Here is a 16,961-nt window from a genome sequence, read left to right on the forward strand (position 1 = left end):
CCCCCCCCCCCCCCCCCCCCCCCCCCCCCCCCCCCCCCCCTTCCTCCCCCCAGAGCCCCCTCTCCGCGATCCCCCGCACCCCGGCGCCCGAGCCCCCCCCCTCCCGCACCGCCCGCCCCCCGGCGACCCCCCCCGGGCCGGCCCCCCCCCCCCCCGGCGCCCCCCCCCCCCCCCCTCCGCGAACCTTCCCCCGCCCCCCCGCCGGCCGAGCCCGAGGTGTCCGCGACCTGCCGCGCCAGCAGGTCGAGCCGGACGATCTCCCGGGCCCGCGCGCCGCCCGCGGACGCCAGCTCCTCGGGGTCCGTCAGGTCGCCCGGCAGGCCGGTGTCGACGAGGTACGTGGTGACGCCGGTGCCGCGCAGCAGCAGCCGCGCGGCAGCGGACACGCCGAGCTCGCGCCGCCGCGCGAGGTAGCGGGCGGGGGCGCAGTGGGGCTCGAGCCCGAGCAGCGGCGGGCACCAGCGCCGCACCGCGAAGCCCGTCTGCGTGTCGAAGAACGTCGTACCGGGCGCGGGCGGCCCCCCGGCGTCCGTGAGCTGCGACTCGAAGGTCCCGAGGCCCAGCTCGGCGCGGAGCACGCCGTGGCAGTACTGGTCGACCAGGGACGGTGTTTCGATCATCGGGAATCCCGTCGTGGACGGTGTCGGACGTTCCTCACCGTCCTTAACGGAATTCCCGCGATCCGGTGGCGGCCGGCGGCCCTTCTCAGGCCGCGCCGCGCCCGCCGAGCTGGATGCCGGCCATGCGCTTCCACTCGTACGGCCCAGTGGCCATCTTCGCGGCGAGCTCCCCGTCGAGGGCCTCCTGAAGCTCGAGACCCGCCCGCTCGGCGGCGCCGCGGGCGATCGCCTCCGTGGGCGCCACCAGGTCGCCCCAGCCGCCGTCCTCGCCGACGAGCACGATGCGCGTGCCCCGCTGCCCGAGGTACGCGAGCTGGCCGCGCGCGCCGCCGTGGCGCGCCCGGAACGCGCCGATCTGCTTGGCCATCCTGGCCGCGGTCCGAGCAGCCTTCCCCTCCCGCCGCCGCACCCGCGCGCCCGCCGCGACGTCACCGCCTTCGGCGGCCGGGACGCCCTCGTCGGAGGCACCGGCCTCACCCGCCTCCGCGGCCCGGTTGGGCGTGGCAGGCTTCGCCGCCTCCGCGGGCGCGCCGGACCCGGCACCGCCGGAGGTCTCGTCGGCCCCCACGGACTTGCCGGCCGCGCCGGCTGCGCCGGCCTCGGCGGGCGGTGGGGTCGCGTCTGCCCCTGCGGGCTTGGCGGCTTGGCCGGTCGGGTCGGACTCGCCGGCGTCGGCGGCCCGGCCGGGCGTGGCAGCCTCCGCAGGCTCCGCGGGCGCGCCGGATCCGGCACCGCCGGAGGCCGCGTCGGCCCCTGCGGGCTTGCCCGTCCCGGCGGACTTGCCGTTGTCGGCCGCGCCGGCTTCGGCGGGCGGTGGAGTCGCGTCCGTCCCTGCGGGCTTGGTGGCTTCGCCGGTCGGGTCGGGCCTGTCGGCGTCGCGGCTGGGCATGGCAGGCTCCGCCGCCTCTGCGGGCGCGCCGGATCCGGCACCGCCGGAGCCTTCATCGGCCCCCGCAGGTTTGCCGTTGGCGTCGGCTGCGCCGGACACGGTGGGCGGCGGAGCCGCGTCTGCCCCCGCGGACTCGTCAGCGTCGGCGGCCCGGCCGGGCGTGGCGGTCTCCGCCGCCCCAGCGGACGCGGAAGCCTCGTCGGCCGCGCCCGCCGGCTTGCTCGTCCCGTCGGCCTTGCCGCCGTCGGCCGCACCGGACTCATCCGCCTCGGGCGTTGCGGAAGCCTCCGGGCCGGCGGCCTCGTCGCCCCCCGCGGGCTTGCCCGTCCCGGCGGACTTGCCGGCGGCGTCGGCCGCGTCGGACTCGGTGGGTGGTGCAGTCTCGTCTGCGCCTGCGGGCTTCACGGCTTCGTCGGCCGGGGCGGACTCGTCAGCGTCGGTGGCCCTGCCCGGCGCGGCAGGCTCCGCGGGCGCGTCGGATGCGCTGCCCGCAGGGGCCTCGCCGGTGGTCTCGGCCGCTTGGCCGGACGAGGCGGGGGCAGCGGGCCCATCCGCATCGTCGGCCTCGGCAGACGCACGGGCTTCGCTGCCTGCGGCGGACGCAGCGGACTCGGCGCCGGCCGCGGGCCCCGCGGGCTCCGCGGGCGTGGTGGGTGCGGCGCTCGCCGCCCGTGCGGCGGACTCAGGGTGGTCGTCGCGGCGCTCCGCGCCGCCCTCGCTCTCTGCCATGTCCGCAGGCTACCCATGGGTAGCGCGATCGGCACCGTCATGGCCGCGTGGCCTTGGCCACGCGATCACCGGGGCCGGGCGGCTCAGTGCAGGAAGGGGTCCACGGCCACCGCGACGAACAGCAGCGACACGTACGTGATCGACCAGTGGAACAGGCGCATCTCCTTGAGCTTCGCGCCCACGACGCCGGCCTTGGCGCGCGCCTGGAGCTTGTGCGCCTCCGTCAGCCACCACGCTCCGGACAGTGCCGCCACGGCCGTGTAGAACCAGCCCGTGTAGCCGAGCGGGGTGAGGGTCAGCGACACCAGCACCATCACCCAGCTGTACACGACGATCTGCTTCGCGACGGCCTTGTTGGTGGCGACGGCGGGCAGCATGGGCACGCCCACGCGCTCGTAGTCGTTCTTCACCTTCATCATCAGCACCCACGTGTGGGGCGGCGTCCAGAAGAAGATGACGAGGAAGAGGACGACGGCGGCCCACGACACCGAGCCGGTGACGCTCGACCACCCGATCAGGACCGGCAGGCAGCCCGCGATGCCGCCCCACACGACGTTCTGCGACGTGCGCCGCTTCAGGCCCATCGTGTAGACGAGGACGTAGAAGAGCAGCGCGCCCAACGCCATCGCCGCGGACAGCCAGTTGATCAGCAGCCCGAACCAGAGCGTCGACACGACACCGAGCACGACACCGAACACCAGGGCCTCGCGCGGGGAGACCATCCCCGTCACGATGGGCCGCTGCGACGTCCTGTCCATCATCGCGTCGATGTCGCGGTCGATGTACATGTTGAGCGCGTTGGCGCCGCCTGCGGAGAGGTAACCGCCGACGCAGGTGGTGAGGACCAGCCACAGGTCGGGCACGCCACGGGCCGCCAGGAACATCACCGGAACCGTGGTGATGAGCAGCAACTCGATGATTCGCGGCTTCGTCAGCGCCACGAACGCCTTGACGCGCGCTCCGAACGGCCGGCGGGCCCTCGGGCTCGAAGTCGCGGCAACCCCTGCGGGTCGGGACTCGACGGCCGTCACGTACACCCCTGACAGAGAAATCCCAGCAAGCCCCGGGCCTGGTCGAAGCCCCGGTGAAGACTTGCGCGTACCACGCCACTCTAGACGTTGCCCAGAGGCCGATCTTCGCGGGGGTCCGTCGTGTTCGACGGGGCGCGGCGCGCGTTTCGGCCCGGCGGGAGGTGTACTCCCACGGCAGGACGCACCCTGGAAATGACGGGGATGACGAGGAGCGTGGCCGCGTCCCGGCAACGGCCGCAAGGGTAGGCTCGACATCGATCCGGTGCCCGCAGGACACCGGCACGCGACATGTGGAGAGGAGCCCTGACTCAGGGTGAGCACCAAGCCGACCACCACAGACTTCGAGTGGACAGAGCTGGACCAGAGGGCGGTCGACACCGCCCGCGTCCTGGCAGCGGATGCCGTGCAGAAGGTCGGCAACGGCCATCCCGGTACGGCGATGAGCCTGGCCCCCGCCGCGTACACCCTCTTCCAGAAGGTGATGCGCCACGACCCCGCCGACGCGGACTGGACCGGCCGCGACCGGTTCGTCCTCTCCGCGGGACACACGTCCCTGACGCTGTACATCCAGCTCTACCTGGCGGGCTTCGGGCTCGATCTTGAGGACATCGAGGCGCTGCGCACCTGGGGCTCCAAGACCCCGGGGCACCCGGAGTACGGCCACACCGTCGGTGTGGAGACCACGACGGGTCCGCTCGGGCAGGGCGTCGCCAACGCGGTCGGCATGGCGATGGCGTCGCGTTACGAGCGCGGGCTCTTCGACCCGGACACCGCGCCGGGCCAGTCCCCGTTCGACCACTACGTCTTCGCCATCGCGGGCGACGGCTGCCTCGAAGAGGGCATCTCGGCCGAGGCGTCCTCCCTCGCGGGCCACCAGAAGCTCGGCAACCTCGTGCTGCTGTGGGACGACAACCACATCTCGATCGAGGGCGACACCGAGGCGGCGATCAGCGAGGACACGCTGAAGCGGTACGAGGCGTACGGCTGGCACGTCCAGCGCGTGCAGCCGAAGGCCGACGGCGACCTCGACCCGCAGGCGCTGTACGCGGCGATCCAGGAGGCCAAGTCCGTCACCGACCGGCCGTCCTTCATCGCGATGCGCTCGATCATCGCCTGGCCGGCCCCGCACGCGCAGAACACGGAGGCCGCACACGGCTCCGCGCTCGGCGCCGACGAGGTCGCCGCGACCAAGACCGTCCTCGGCTTCGACCCGGAGAAGAACTTCTTCGTCGCGGACGAGGTCATCGCGCACACGCGCGGGGCGCTCGACCGCGGCCGCGAGGTGCGGGCCGAGTGGGAGAAGTCCTTCGCCGCCTGGCGCACCGCGAACCCGGAGCACGCCACCACCTTCGACCGGGTCGCCTCCGCCACCCTGCCCGAGGGCTGGGAGGACGCGCTGCCCGTCTTCGAGACCGGCACGTCCCTCGCGACGCGCGCCGCCTCCGGCAAGGTCCTGCAGGCGCTCGGCCCGATCATCCCCGAGCTGTGGGGCGGCTCCGCCGACCTCGCGGGCTCCAACAACACGACGTTCGACAAGAACTCGTCGTTCCTGCCCGTCGGCAACCCGCTGCCGGAGGCGGACCCGTACGGCCGCACCATCCACTTCGGCATCCGCGAGCACGCGATGGCCGCCGCGATGAACGGCATCACCCTGCACGGCAACACCCGTGTCTACGGCGGTACGTTCCTCATCTTCTCCGACTACATGCGCAACGCGGTCCGCCTTTCCGCGCTGATGCACCTGCCGGTCACGTACGTGTGGACGCACGACTCGATCGGCCTCGGCGAGGACGGCCCGACGCACCAGCCCGTCGAGCAGCTCGCGACCCTCCGCGCGATCCCGAACCTCTCCGTCGTGCGGCCCGCCGACCCGAACGAGACCGTCATCGCCTGGCGGGAGATCCTGCGCCGCTACACCAAGGAGTACGGCAAGGGCCACCCGCACGGCCTCGCGCTCACCCGCCAGGGCGTGCCGACGTACGCGCCGAACGAGGACGCGGCGCGCGGCGGCTACGTGCTCGCGGAGGCCGAGGGCGGCGACCCGCGGGTCATCCTCATCGGCACGGGCTCCGAGGTGCAGCTCGCCGTCGGGGCGCGCGAGCAGCTCCAGGCCGAGGGCGTCCCGACGCGTGTCGTGTCGATGCCGTCCGTCGAGTGGTTCGAGGAGCAGGACCAGGGGTACCGGGAGACGGTGCTGCCCCCGTCCGTGAAGGCGCGGGTGGCGGTCGAGGCGGGCGTGGGCCTGACCTGGTACCGGTACGTGGGCGACGCGGGCCGGGTCGTCTCGCTCGAGCACTTCGGTGCCTCCGCGGACGGCAAGGTCCTCTTCCGCGAGTTCGGCTTCACCGCCGAGGCGGTCGCGGCCGCCGCGCGGGAATCCCTCGACGCCTCCGCACGCTGACGCCTGTAACGACAAGTAGGAGATGGAACTGACATGACAGACGCACTGAAGCGCCTCTCCGACGAAGGCGTGGCGATCTGGCTCGACGACCTGTCGCGCAAGCGGATCACCTCGGGCAACCTGGCCGAGCTGATCGACGAGCAGCACGTGGTGGGCGTCACGACGAACCCCTCGATCTTCCAGAAGGCGATCTCCCAGGGCGACGGGTACGACACCCAGCTCACCGAGCTCGCCGCGCGGAAGGTCACCGTCGAGGAGGCCGTCCGCATGATCACGACGGCCGACGTCCGGGACGCCGCCGACATCCTGCGCCCGACCTTCGACGCGACGGACGGCACGGACGGCCGCGTCTCCATCGAGGTGGACCCGCGCCTGGCGCACAACACCACCGCGACGATCGCCGAGGCCAAGCAGCTCGCGTGGCTGGTGGACCGGCCGAACACGCTGATCAAGATCCCGGCGACCGAGGCGGGCCTGCCGGCGATCACCGAGACGATCGCGCGCGGCATCAGTGTCAACGTGACCCTGATCTTCTCGCTCGAGCGCTACCGCAAGGTGATGGACGCCTACCTGAGCGGCCTGGAGAAGGCGGCCAAGGCCGGCCTCGACCTCTCCAAGATCCACTCGGTGGCGTCCTTCTTCGTCTCCCGCGTCGACACCGAGGTCGACAAGCGCCTCGACGCGCTGGGCACCGACGAGGCCAAGGCCGCACGCGGCAAGGCCGCCGTGGCCAACGCGCGCCTCGCCTACGAGGAGTACGAGAAGGTCGTCGCGAGCGACCGCTGGGCCGCGCTCGAGCGGCAGCACGCGAACAGGCAGCGCCCGCTGTGGGCGTCCACCGGCGTCAAGAACAAGGCGTACAAGGACACCCTGTATGTCGACGACCTGATCGCGCCCAACACCGTCAACACCATGCCGGAGGCGACTCTGTTCGCCGTCCAGGACCACGGTGAGGGCAAGGGTGACGCCGTGCGCGGCACCTACGAGCAGGCCCGTGCGGACCTCGCCGCCCTGGAGAAGCTGGGCATCTCCTACGACGAGGTCGTCAAGCTGCTGGAGGACGAGGGCGTCGAGAAGTTCGAGGCGTCCTGGACCGACCTGCTGAAGTCGACGGAGGCGGAGCTCAAGCGCCTCGCCCCCTCGGAGGGCTGATCGCCTTGAGCGCACACCACGGAGCAAATCCGCTCCGTGACGCCGCGGACCGGAGGCTCCCGCGCATCGCGGGGCCTTCGGGCCTGGTCATCTTCGGTGTCACGGGGGACCTGTCCCGCAAGAAGCTCATGCCCGCGGTCTACGACCTCGCCAACCGCGGCCTGCTGCCGCCGGGCTTCTCGCTCGTCGGTTTCGCGCGCCGCGACTGGGAGGACGAGGACTTCGCCCAGGTCGTCCACGACGCCGTGAAGGAGCACTCGCGCACGGCGTTCCGCGAGGAGGTCTGGCAGCAGCTCAGCCAGGGCATGCGGTTCGTGCAGGGGACGTTCGACGACGACCAGGCGTTCGACACGCTCAAGTCGACCATCCAGGACCTCGACAAGTCGCAGGGCACGGGCGGCAACTTCGCCTTCTACCTGTCGGTGCCGCCGAAGTTCTTCCCCAAGGTCGTGCAGCAGCTCAAGAAGCACGGGCTCGCCGACCAGCGCGAGGGTTCCTGGCGCCGCGCGGTCATCGAGAAGCCCTTCGGCCACGATCTCAAGTCGGCGCAGGAGCTCAACGCCGTCGTACACGAGGTCTTCCCGCCGCACGAGGTCTTCCGCATCGACCACTACCTCGGCAAGGAGACCGTCCAGAACATCCTGGCGCTCCGCTTCGCCAACACCCTCTTCGAGCCGATCTGGAACCGGTCGTACGTCGACCACGTGCAGATCACCATGGCCGAGGACATCGGCATCGGCGGCCGTGCCGGGTACTACGACGGCATCGGCGCCGCGCGCGACGTCATCCAGAACCACCTGCTCCAGCTGCTCGCGCTCACCGCGATGGAGGAGCCGGCCTCCTTCGACGCGGACGCGCTGGTCGCGGAGAAGACCAAGGTGCTGGGCGCCGTGCGGCTGCCGAAGGACCTCGCGGCCCACACCGTGCGCGGCCAGTACGCCGCGGGCTGGCAGGGCGGCGAGAAGGCCGTCGGCTACCTCGAAGAGGACGGCATCGACCCCAAGTCGAAGACCGACACCTTCGCGGCCGTCAAGCTGGAGATCGAGAACCGCCGCTGGGCGGGCGTCCCGTTCTACCTGCGCACCGGCAAGCGACTCGGCCGCCGCGTCACCGAGATCGCGGTCGTCTTCCAGCGCGCGCCGCACTCGCCGTTCGACCACACCGCGACCGAGGAGCTCGGGCAGAACGCCCTGGTCATCCGCGTCCAGCCGGACGAGGGCGTGACCTTGCGGTTCGGCTCCAAGGTGCCGGGCACCTCGATGGAGGTGCGGGACGTCTCGATGGACTTCCAGTACGGCGAGTCCTTCACCGAGTCGAGCCCCGAGGCCTACGAGCGCCTCATCCTCGACGTGCTGCTCGGCGACGCCAACCTCTTCCCGCGCACGGAGGAGGTCGAGCTGTCCTGGAAGATCCTCGACCCGGTCGAGACCTACTGGGACAAGCACGGCAAGCCCGCCCAGTACGAGTCCGGGACCTGGGGCCCCGTCGAGGCGGACGAAATGCTCGCACGAGACGGACGGAGCTGGCGGCGCCCATGAAGATCGACCTCACGGAAACCACGTCCAGCAAGATCAACAAGGCGCTGGTGCAGGGCCGCAGGGCGATCGGCTCACCGGCCATCGGGATGGTCCTCACGCTGGTCGTCGTCACCGACGAGGAGAACGCGTACGACGCGCTCAGGGCCGCGAGCGACGCGTCGAGGGAGCACCCCTCGCGCCTGCTCGTCGTCGTCAAGCGCCCCTCGCGCTCCCCGCGTGACCGTGCCAACGCCCGCCTCGACGCGGAGGTGCGCGTCGGCGAGGACGCGGGCATCGGCGAGACGGTCGTCCTGCGGCTGTACGGCGAGGTCATCGACCACGCCCAGTCGGTGGTGCTGCCGCTGCTGCTGGCCGACGCCCCGGTCGTCGTGTGGTGGCCGGTGAACGCGCCGGCCAATCCCGCGAAGGACCCGCTCGGCTCGCTCGCGCAGCGCCGCGTCACGGACTCGTACGCGACCGAGGGGCCCGTCGAGGAGCTCAGGAAGCGTGCCGCCGTCTACACGCCGGGCGACACCGACCTGGCGTGGAGCCGCATCACCCCGTGGCGTTCGATGCTCGCGGCCGCGCTCGACCAGGTGACCTGCGACGTCACCTCGGTCGAGGTGGAGGGCGAGGAGGAGAATCCCAGCTGCGAGCTGCTCGCGATGTGGCTGGCCGAGCGGCTCGGCGTGCCGGTGCGGCGCGCCGTGTCGAAGGGCCCCGGGCTCACCGCGGTGCGGATGGAGACCACCTGCGGTCCCGTCTCCATCGACCGGGCGAACGGCTCGCTCGCCACCCTCTCCATCGAGGGCCAGCCCGACCGTGCCGTGGCGCTCAACCGCCGCGACACCGCCGAGCTGATCGCGGAGGAGCTGCGCAGGCTCGACCCGGACGAGACGTACGCGGCGACGCTGCACTTCGGCGTGGACCGGCTGCACGAGTCGGACGGCGAAGGGGCGGGCGGCGCCAAGGGGGCCGAGCCGGCCGCGAAGAAGGCGCCGGCCAAGAAGGCGGCGGCCAAGTGAGCACCGCGCCGCAGCTCGTCGTCCACCGCGACAAGGAGCTGATGGCTTGCGCGGCGGCGGCGCGGCTGATCACGAGGATCGTGGACGCGCAGGCGTCGCGCGGCTCCGCGTCGATCGTCCTGACGGGCGGGCGCAACGGCAACGGGCTGCTCGCGGCCCTGGCGTCGTCGCCCGCCCGGGACGCGGTCGACTGGTCGCGGCTCGACCTGTGGTGGGGCGACGAGCGGTTCCTGCCCGAGGGCGACCCCGAGCGCAACGTCACCCAGGCGCGGCACGCGCTGCTCGACGCCGTGCCGCTCGACCCGCGGCGCGTCCACGCGATGCCCGCCGCGGGCGGCGCGTACGGGAGCGACATCGAGGCGGCCGCGGCCGCCTACGCGGCCGAGCTGGCCGCCGCGGCGCGCCCGGAGGACCACGCGCAGGTGCCGTCCTTCGACGTCCTGATGCTGGGGGTGGGGCCCGACACGCATGTGGCGTCCCTCTTCCCCGAGCTGCCCGGCGTGCGGGAGACGGAGCGCACGGTCGTGGCCGTGCACGGCGCGCCGAAGCCGCCGCCGCTGCGCGTCTCGCTCACGCTGCCCGCGATCAGGGCCGCCCACGAGGTGTGGCTGCTCGCGGCGGGCGAGGACAAGGCGGAGGCCGCGGAGATCGCGCTGTCGGGAGCGGGCGAGATCCAGGCTCCCGCGGCCGGCGCCACGGGCAGGGCCCGCACCCTGTGGCTGCTGGACGAGGCGGCGGCCTCGAAGCTCCCCAGGGCGCTGTACCCGCCGTCGTGTGCTGCCGCGGTCTCAGACCGTCGCCGCGAGCGGGGGCTCCGACTGGGCGGGGAGCGAGGGCGCCTCGCGGGGGCGTTCGCGGAGGCTGACCATGACGCGCAGGACGCCGACCCACACCGCGCAGATGCCCAGCATGTGCACGGCCACCAGCAGCTCGGGCACACCCGTCACCGACTGCACGACGCCCACCACGCCCTGCGCGAGCAGGACGAGCAGGAAGTTGCGGGCGAGCACGCGTGTGTCGCGCGGGGCGTCGACGACGTGCAGGCCGATCCACAGGGCCGCGGACATGGCGACGACGAGGCAGGCGAGCCCGCCGTGCACGTACACCGTGTCGACCCAGTCGAACGGCATGCGCGGCACGTCGCTGCTGTCGCCCGCGTGGATGCCGGAGCCTGTGGCGCCGGTGCCCGCGGCGATGAGCACGGCCGTGGCGACGACCGTCCACGCGGCCAGGCGGCGCAGCGGCAGGGGCGCGCGCGGCCTGGCGGGCAGGTCCCCCTCGCGGAAGCGCAGCCAGGTCAGCGTGGTGACGGTGACGAAGACCATCGCGAGCATCAGGTGCCCGGCCACGGTCCACGGGTTGAGCTTGACCAGCACCGTGATGCCGCCGAGCACCGCGTTCGCCACGACCAGCCAGAACTGCGACCAGGCCAGGCGGGTGACGCTCCTCCTGCGCGGCTTCGCGCAGCGCGCCACGATGATCGCCCAGCCGACCACGACGCACAGCAGGTCCGTCAGCATGCGGTTGCCGAACTCGATCGCCCCGTGCAGGCCGAGCGTGGGCGTCGCGGTGAGGCTGGCGTCGGAGCACTTGGGCCAGGTCGGGCAGCCAAGTCCCGAGCTGGTGAGCCGCACGGCGCCGCCGGTGACGACGATGACGACGCTCATCACGACCGCCGCAAGCAGCGAGTAGCGGACCAGGCGGTTCTGCGGCGTCCAGCGCGCGGCCAGGAAGGCCAGGGGGTTGCGGGCCGCTTCGGCCACGTCCGCCCGGGAGACGTTCGGCATGAAAGACATCGTATGCGGCCGCTTGTGCGGGTTTTCACGAGGGGGTCCGCAGCACTGTGAGCCGGCAGCGCGCGTCACCACCCCGCGCGTCAGCACCGCGCACGTCCGCGCGTGACGCGGCGCGAGGCCTACTCCCAGCGGAAGAACGCGCCCGCCGCGCCCAGCCCGAGCACCGTCCACACGCCGAGGATGCCCAGGTCGCCCCACGGCATCGACGCGCCGTGCCGGAGCACGTCGCGCAGCCCGTCGGAGAGCGCGGAGATCGGCAGCAGCCGAAGCACCTCACGCGCCCCTTCGGGGAACTTGCCGAGCGGCACGATCACCCCGCCCGCCACCAGCAGCAGGATGAACACGAGGTTCGCCGCCGCGAGCGTGACCTCCGCCTTGAGCGTGCCGGCCATCAGCAGGCCGAGCCCGGAGAAGGCCGCCGTGCCGAGGACGAGCAGCAGGACCACCGCACCCACGCCGCCGTGCGGCGACCAGCCGAGCAGCAGCGCGATCACGGCCAGCAGGGCGACCTGGAGGACCTCCGTGACGAGCACGCACAGCGTCTTGGCCGTCATCAGGCCCCACCGGGGCAGCGGGGACGCGCCGAGCCGCTTGAGCACGCCGTAGCGCCGGTCGAAGCCCGTCGCGATGGCCTGCCCGGTGAAGGCGGTGGACATCACCGCGAGGGCGAGGATGCCCGGCGCGAGGAAGTCGACGGAGCTGCCGCTGCCCGTGTCGACGATGTCGACCGTCGAGAACAGCACGAGCAGCAGGGAGGGGATGATCACCGTGAGCAGCAGCTGCTCGCCGTTGCGCAGCAGCAGCTTCGTCTCGAACGCGGTCTGCGCCGCGATCATCCGGGTCAGCGGCGCCGCGCCTGGGGCGGGTGCGTACGTGCCCGTGCCGACGGTGCTCGCGGTGTCGGCCGTGGTGCTCATCGGCGCAGCTCCTTGCCGGTCAGTTCCAGGAAGACGTCCTCCAGCGTGTGCCGCTCGACGGAGATGCCGTCGGGCATCACGCCGTGCTGCGCGCACCAGGAGGTGACGGTGGCCAGCAGCTGCGGGTCGACGGTGCCCGTGATGCGGTACGCGCCCGACGTCACCTCGTCGGCCGACGAGCCGTCGGGCAGCGCCTTGAGCAGCGAGCCGAGGTCGAGCCCCGGCCGCCCGGTGAAGCGCAGCGTGTTCTCGGCGCCGCCCCTGCACAGCTCCTCCGGGTGGCCCTGGGCGACGACACGCCCGGCGTCCACGATGACCACGTCGTCGCTGAGGCTCTCGGCCTCGTCCATGAAGTGCGTCGTCAGGACGGTGGAGACGCCGTCGGCGCGCAGCTCGCGCACCAGTTCCCAGGTCGCGCGGCGCGCCTGCGGGTCGAGGCCGGCGGTCGGCTCATCGAGGAAGACCAGTTCGGGGCGGCCGACGACGGCGAGCGCGAGGGCGAGGCGCCGGCGCTGGCCGCCGGACAGCCGCCGGTAGCTCGTACGGCCGCACGAGCCGAGCCCGAGGCGCTCGATCAGGGCGTCCACATCGAGGGGGTTCGCGTGCAGCCTCGCCATGTGCCGCAGCATCTCCTCGGCGCGCGCGCCCGAGTACACGCCACCCGACTGGAGCATCACGCCGATCCTGGGCCGCAGCCGGGCCGCGTCCGCCACCGGATCGAGGCCGAGTACGCGTACGGTGCCCGCGTCGGGCCTTCGGTAGCCCTCGCAGGTCTCGACGGTGGTCGTCTTGCCCGCGCCGTTCGGCCCGAGCACCGCGGTCACGGTGCCCGCGCGCACCAGCAGGTCGAGGCCGTCCACGGCGGTCTTGTCCCCGTAGCGCTTGACCAGGCCCTTGATGGACACGACGGTTTCGGGTCCGCCGGCGGGGCAGTCGCTGTGCATGCCCGAAGTGTAGGCAGCGCGGCCGCGTCCCCCGACCACGGGTCCTGGCCCCCGTCATTAGGTGACCCTAAGTGACGCAGTCCACCGGTGATCGTGGCGGAACGTGGTTGTCACTGCCGAGGGAATTACGCAACAATGTCATTGTGAAAAAAGTCGGCGAGGCTCGGGAGGAGGCCCTCATGGGAATCCCGCAGGACGACCCCGCGACCGGTGAGCACTCCACGCGAGGCCGGGTCGCGCGCTCCATCCTGGACCACGGCCCCTCGACGGTGGCCGAGCTCGCGGACCGCCTCGGCCTGACCGCCGCCGCCGTGCGCCGCCACCTGGACGCCCTGGTGGCCGACGCCGTCGTGGAGCCCCGCGACAAGCGCGTCTACGGCTCGCGCGGGCGCGGCAGGCCCGCGAAGGTCTTCGCGCTCACCGACTGCGGCAGGGACGCCTTCGACCAGTCCTACGACAAGCTCGCCGCCGACGCCCTGCGCTGGATCGCCTCCGCCGCGGGCGGCGGCGAGCGCGGCGAGGCGGCCGTGGCCGCCTTCGCCCGCGCCAGGGCCGCCGCCCAGACCGACCCCTACCGCGCGCCCGTCGGCGAGGCGGACCCGGAAGGGCGTGCGGCGGCGCTCGCCGACGCGCTCAGCGCGGACGGCTACGCGGCGGCCGCGCGCTCCGCGCCCGGCGGAGCGGGCGAGCAGCTGTGCCAGCACCACTGCCCGGTCGCCCACGTCGCGGAGCAGTTCCCGCAGCTGTGCGAGGCCGAGACGGAGGCCTTCTCGCATCTCCTGGGTACTCACGTACAGCGGCTCGCGACCATCGCGCACGGCGACGGCGTGTGCACGACCTTCATCCCGCGGACGCCGCAAGGCGCCGCCCCGCAGACCACCCCCACCACCCAAAGCACAGCCGGGAGGAACCCCGCATGACGCTCCCCACGGAGACCGCCCACCCCGAACTGGAGGGCCTGGGCACGTACGAGTTCGGCTGGGCCGACTCCGACGCCGCCGGCGCCGCCGCCAAGCGCGGCCTCTCCGAAGAGGTCGTCCGCGACATCTCGGCGAAGAAGAACGAGCCCGAGTGGATGCTCAAGCTGCGCATGAAGGGCCTCAAGCTCTTCGGCAAGAAGCCCATGCCCAACTGGGGCTCGGACCTCTCCGGCATCGACTTCGACAACATCAAGTACTTCGTGCGCTCCACGGAGAAGCAGGCCGAGTCCTGGGAGGACCTGCCCGAGGACATCAAGAACACCTACGACAAGCTCGGCATCCCCGAGGCGGAGAAGCAGCGCCTCGTCGCCGGCGTCGCCGCGCAGTACGAGTCGGAGGTCGTCTACCACCAGATCCGCGAGGACCTGGAGTCGCAGGGCGTCATCTTCCAGGACACCGACACGGCGCTCAAGGAGCACCCGGAGCTGTTCAAGGAGTACTTCGGCACGGTCATCCCGGTCGGCGACAACAAGTTCGCGTCGCTGAACACGGCCGTGTGGTCCGGCGGCTCGTTCATCTACGTGCCGAAGGGCGTGCACGTCGACATCCCGCTGCAGGCCTACTTCCGCATCAACACGGAGAACATGGGCCAGTTCGAGCGGACGCTGATCATCGTCGACGAGGACGCCTACGTCCACTACGTCGAGGGCTGCACCGCGCCGATCTACTCGTCCGACTCGCTGCACAGCGCCGTCGTCGAGATCATCGTCAAGAAGGGCGGCCGCTGCCGCTACACGACGATCCAGAACTGGTCGAGCAACGTCTACAACCTGGTGACCAAGCGCGCCGTGGCCTACGAGGGCGCGACGATGGAGTGGGTCGACGGCAACATCGGCTCCAAGGTCACCATGAAGTACCCGGCCGTCTACCTGATGGGCGAGCACGCCAAGGGCGAGACGCTCTCCATCGCGTTCGCGGGCGAGGGCCAGCACCAGGACGCCGGCGCCAAGATGGTGCACATGGCGCCCAACACGTCGTCCAACATCGTCTCCAAGTCGGTGGCGCGCGGCGGCGGCCGCACCTCCTACCGCGGCCTGATCGAGATCGGGGAGGGCGCGGAGGGCTCCAAGTCCAACGTGCTCTGCGACGCGCTGCTCGTCGACACCGTCTCCCGCTCCGACACGTACCCCTACGTGGACGTCCGCGAGGACGACGTGTCCATGGGCCACGAGGCGACCGTCTCCAAAGTCTCGGAGGACCAGCTCTTCTACCTGATGAGCCGCGGCCTGTCCGAGTTCGAGGCGATGGCGATGATCGTGCGCGGCTTCGTCGAGCCCATCGCCAAGGAACTGCCGATGGAGTACGCGCTGGAACTCAACCGGCTGATCGAGCTCCAGATGGAGGGCGCGGTCGGCTGACGCCGCGAGCCCCCGCCCCACCGTGACAGCACCCGAAGACAGAGAGAACACGACGACAGCCATGGCCGAGGCCCGAAACGCCCCCGAGGATGCCGAGAAGGCACCGACCCAGGGGGGAACCACGCCCGCTGGTTCCACCACAACCGGCGCCATCGCGGTGGCCGCGGAATCCACCGTGGCCACCCGCATGAGCGCGCCGCCCTCCTACGACGTCGGCGACTTCCCCGTGCCGCACGGCCGTGAGGAGGAATGGCGGTTCACGCCGCTCGAACGGCTGCGCGGCCTCCACGACGGCACCGCGGTCGCCGACGGCGGTATCCGCGTCGACGTCGTGGCGCCCGACGGCGTCACGCAGGAGACGGTGGGCCGCGACGACCCGCGCGTCGGCAAGGCAGGCGTGCCGGCCGACCGGATCGCCGCGCAGGCCTACTCGTCCTTCGAGAAGGCGTCCGTGGTCAGCGTCCCCAAGGAGACCGTGCTCACCGAGCCGGTCAGGGTCGCCGTGCACGGCCAGGGCGGCACCGCCTTCGCCCACCTGGTGGTCGAGCTCGGCGCCTTCGCCGAGGCCGTCGTCGTGCTCGACCACACCGGGGACGCGGTCGTCGCGGCCAACGTCGACTTCCTCGTCGGCGACGGCGCCAAGCTGACCGTCGTCTCCGTGCAGGACTGGGACGACAAGGCCGTCCACGTCGCCCAGCACAACGCGCGCCTGGGCCGGGACGCCTCCTTCAAGTCCGTCGTCGTCACCTTCGGCGGCGACGTCGTCAGGCTGCACCCGCGCGTCGAGTACGCGGGCCCCGGCGGCGAGGCCGAGCTGTTCGGCCTGTACTTCACCGACCAGGGCCAGCACCAGGAGCACCGGCTCTTCGTCGACCACACAGCGCCGCACTGCAAGTCCGACGTCGCCTACAAGGGCGCACTGCAGGGCGACGCGGCGCACGCGGTGTGGATCGGCGACGTGCTCATCAGGGCCGCGGCCGAAGGCACCGACACCTACGAGATGAACCGCAACCTCGTCCTCACGGACGGCGCGCGGGTCGACTCCGTGCCGAACCTGGAGATCGAGACCGGCGAGATCGCTGGCGCGGGCCACGCGTCGGCCACCGGCCGCTTCGACGACGAGCAGCTGTTCTACCTGATGGCGCGCGGCATCCCGGAGAGCGAGGCGCGCCGCCTCGTGGTCCGCGGGTTCTTCGCCGAGCTCGTCCAGAAGATCGGCCTGCCCGACGTCGAGGAGCGCCTGCTCGCCAAGATCGAGACAGAGCTGGAGGCCACCGTCTGATGGCCTTCGTCCGCGTCTGCGCGCTGGGCGACCTCGAAGAGGACACGCCCAAGCTCGTCGAGGTCGACTCCACCCCCGTCTCCGTCGTCCGCACCGGGGGCGAGGTGTTCGCGATCAACGACATCTGCTCGCACGCCAACGTCTCGCTCTCGGAGGGCGAGGTCGAGGACTGCCAGATCGAGTGCTGGCTGCACGGCTCCAGCTTCGACCTGCGCACCGGCAAGCCGTCAGGCCTGCCCGCGACCCGCCCCGTCCCCGTATACCCCGTACAGATCCAAGGGGACGATGTGCTCGTCTCCGTCACCCAGGAGTCCTGAGTC

13 protein-coding genes and 2 pseudogenes are annotated in these 16,961 nt (G+C 72.2%); 9 read left to right on the top strand and 6 right to left on the bottom strand.

Annotated elements, in window-relative coordinates:
• The 3 genes and pseudogenes from JFN87_RS17945 to JFN87_RS17955 all read right to left on the bottom strand — a co-directional run.
• Positions 1-620: pseudogene (locus tag JFN87_RS17945) on the bottom strand (amidohydrolase); the annotation flags it as partial.
• Between the two features lie 85 nt (positions 621-705).
• Complete coding sequence (locus tag JFN87_RS17950) at positions 706-987, bottom strand: hypothetical protein (RefSeq protein ID WP_209341169.1); 282 nt, start codon at positions 985-987, stop codon at positions 706-708.
• 1,334 nt (positions 988-2,321) lie between these two features.
• Positions 2,322-3,269 carry a heme o synthase gene (locus JFN87_RS17955; RefSeq protein WP_209341116.1) on the bottom strand — a complete coding sequence of 316 codons (948 nt, stop codon included), beginning with the start codon at positions 3,267-3,269 and terminating at the stop codon, positions 2,322-2,324.
• Between the two features lie 313 nt (positions 3,270-3,582).
• Here JFN87_RS17955 and tkt point away from each other — a divergent pair, with 313 nt between their 5' ends.
• The 5 genes and pseudogenes from tkt to pgl form a co-directional block, all read left to right on the top strand.
• Positions 3,583-5,670: a transketolase gene (gene tkt / locus JFN87_RS17960; protein ID WP_209341118.1), complete on the top strand. Its 2,088-nt coding sequence runs from the start codon at positions 3,583-3,585 to the stop codon at positions 5,668-5,670.
• 33 nt (positions 5,671-5,703) lie between these two features.
• Positions 5,704-6,822, top strand: coding sequence for a transaldolase (gene tal / locus JFN87_RS17965; protein WP_209341120.1), 1,119 nt, complete (start codon positions 5,704-5,706; stop codon positions 6,820-6,822).
• Positions 6,823-6,827: 5 nt separating this feature from the next.
• On the top strand, positions 6,828-8,360 hold the full coding sequence (zwf, locus tag JFN87_RS17970) for a glucose-6-phosphate dehydrogenase (protein WP_209341122.1): 1,533 nt from the start codon (positions 6,828-6,830) through the stop codon (positions 8,358-8,360).
• The gene (opcA, locus tag JFN87_RS17975; RefSeq protein WP_209341123.1) at positions 8,357-9,364 is read left to right on the top strand and encodes a glucose-6-phosphate dehydrogenase assembly protein OpcA; all 1,008 of its coding nucleotides are present in this window, start codon (positions 8,357-8,359) and stop codon (positions 9,362-9,364) included. The genes zwf and opcA overlap by 4 nt, the downstream gene beginning before the upstream one ends.
• Positions 9,361-10,143, top strand: a pseudogene (pgl, locus tag JFN87_RS17980) (6-phosphogluconolactonase); the annotation flags it as partial. The gene opcA and the pseudogene pgl, both read left to right, overlap by 4 nt.
• Before the next feature lie 9 nt (positions 10,144-10,152).
• On the opposite strand, the gene JFN87_RS17985 reads toward pgl, so the two are convergent.
• The 3 genes from JFN87_RS17985 to JFN87_RS17995 all read right to left on the bottom strand — a co-directional run bounded on the left by JFN87_RS17985 (position 10,153) and on the right by JFN87_RS17995 (position 13,021).
• Complete coding sequence (locus JFN87_RS17985; protein ID WP_209341126.1) at positions 10,153-11,160, bottom strand: COX15/CtaA family protein; 1,008 nt, start codon at positions 11,158-11,160, stop codon at positions 10,153-10,155.
• Positions 11,161-11,279: 119 nt separating this feature from the next.
• Positions 11,280-12,077, bottom strand: coding sequence for an ABC transporter permease (locus JFN87_RS17990; RefSeq protein WP_209341128.1), 798 nt, complete (start codon positions 12,075-12,077; stop codon positions 11,280-11,282).
• Positions 12,074-13,021, bottom strand: coding sequence for an ABC transporter ATP-binding protein (locus JFN87_RS17995; RefSeq protein WP_209341130.1), 948 nt, complete (start codon positions 13,019-13,021; stop codon positions 12,074-12,076). Before JFN87_RS17995 ends, JFN87_RS17990 begins: the two co-directional genes overlap by 4 nt.
• Positions 13,022-13,164: 143 nt before the next feature.
• On the opposite strand from JFN87_RS17995, the gene JFN87_RS18000 reads away from it, so the two are divergent.
• From JFN87_RS18000 to JFN87_RS18015, 4 genes are all read left to right on the top strand, one after another.
• Positions 13,165-13,941, top strand: coding sequence for a helix-turn-helix transcriptional regulator (locus JFN87_RS18000; protein ID WP_372449248.1), 777 nt, complete (start codon positions 13,165-13,167; stop codon positions 13,939-13,941).
• On the top strand, positions 13,938-15,359 hold the full coding sequence (gene sufB / locus JFN87_RS18005) for a Fe-S cluster assembly protein SufB (RefSeq protein WP_209341134.1): 1,422 nt from the start codon (positions 13,938-13,940) through the stop codon (positions 15,357-15,359). The genes JFN87_RS18000 and sufB overlap by 4 nt, the downstream gene beginning before the upstream one ends.
• Before the next feature lie 61 nt (positions 15,360-15,420).
• Entirely contained in the window at positions 15,421-16,641 is a 1,221-nt protein-coding gene (gene sufD / locus JFN87_RS18010) for a Fe-S cluster assembly protein SufD (protein WP_209341136.1), read from the top strand.
• Positions 16,641-16,958 (top strand): non-heme iron oxygenase ferredoxin subunit, encoded by a 318-nt coding sequence (locus JFN87_RS18015; protein WP_209341138.1) that lies wholly within the window; start codon positions 16,641-16,643, stop codon positions 16,956-16,958. The genes sufD and JFN87_RS18015 overlap by 1 nt, the downstream gene beginning before the upstream one ends.
• Positions 16,959-16,961: the final 3 nt, after the last annotated feature.

This window comes from Streptomyces montanisoli, from assembly GCF_017813245.1.
GTDB classification, from domain to species: Bacteria; Actinomycetota; Actinomycetes; order Streptomycetales; family Streptomycetaceae; genus Streptomyces; species Streptomyces montanisoli.

What these genes read in the sequence shown, in the direction of transcription:
- JFN87_RS17995 (WP_209341130.1), bottom strand. Translation starts at nt 13,021, where the DNA reads ATGCACAGCGACTGCCCCGCCGGCGGACCCGAAACCGTCGTGTCCATC.
- JFN87_RS18015 (WP_209341138.1), top strand. Translation starts at nt 16,641, where the DNA reads ATGGCCTTCGTCCGCGTCTGCGCGCTGGGCGACCTCGAAGAGGACACG.
- JFN87_RS17985 (WP_209341126.1), bottom strand. Translation starts at nt 11,160, where the DNA reads ATGTCTTTCATGCCGAACGTCTCCCGGGCGGACGTGGCCGAAGCGGCC.
- tal (WP_209341120.1), top strand. Translation starts at nt 5,704, where the DNA reads ATGACAGACGCACTGAAGCGCCTCTCCGACGAAGGCGTGGCGATCTGG.
- sufD (WP_209341136.1), top strand. Translation starts at nt 15,421, where the DNA reads ATGGCCGAGGCCCGAAACGCCCCCGAGGATGCCGAGAAGGCACCGACC.
- JFN87_RS17950 (WP_209341169.1), bottom strand. Translation starts at nt 987, where the DNA reads ATGGCCAAGCAGATCGGCGCGTTCCGGGCGCGCCACGGCGGCGCGCGC.
- opcA (WP_209341123.1), top strand. Translation starts at nt 8,357, where the DNA reads ATGAAGATCGACCTCACGGAAACCACGTCCAGCAAGATCAACAAGGCG.
- JFN87_RS17990 (WP_209341128.1), bottom strand. Translation starts at nt 12,077, where the DNA reads ATGAGCACCACGGCCGACACCGCGAGCACCGTCGGCACGGGCACGTAC.
- sufB (WP_209341134.1), top strand. Translation starts at nt 13,938, where the DNA reads ATGACGCTCCCCACGGAGACCGCCCACCCCGAACTGGAGGGCCTGGGC.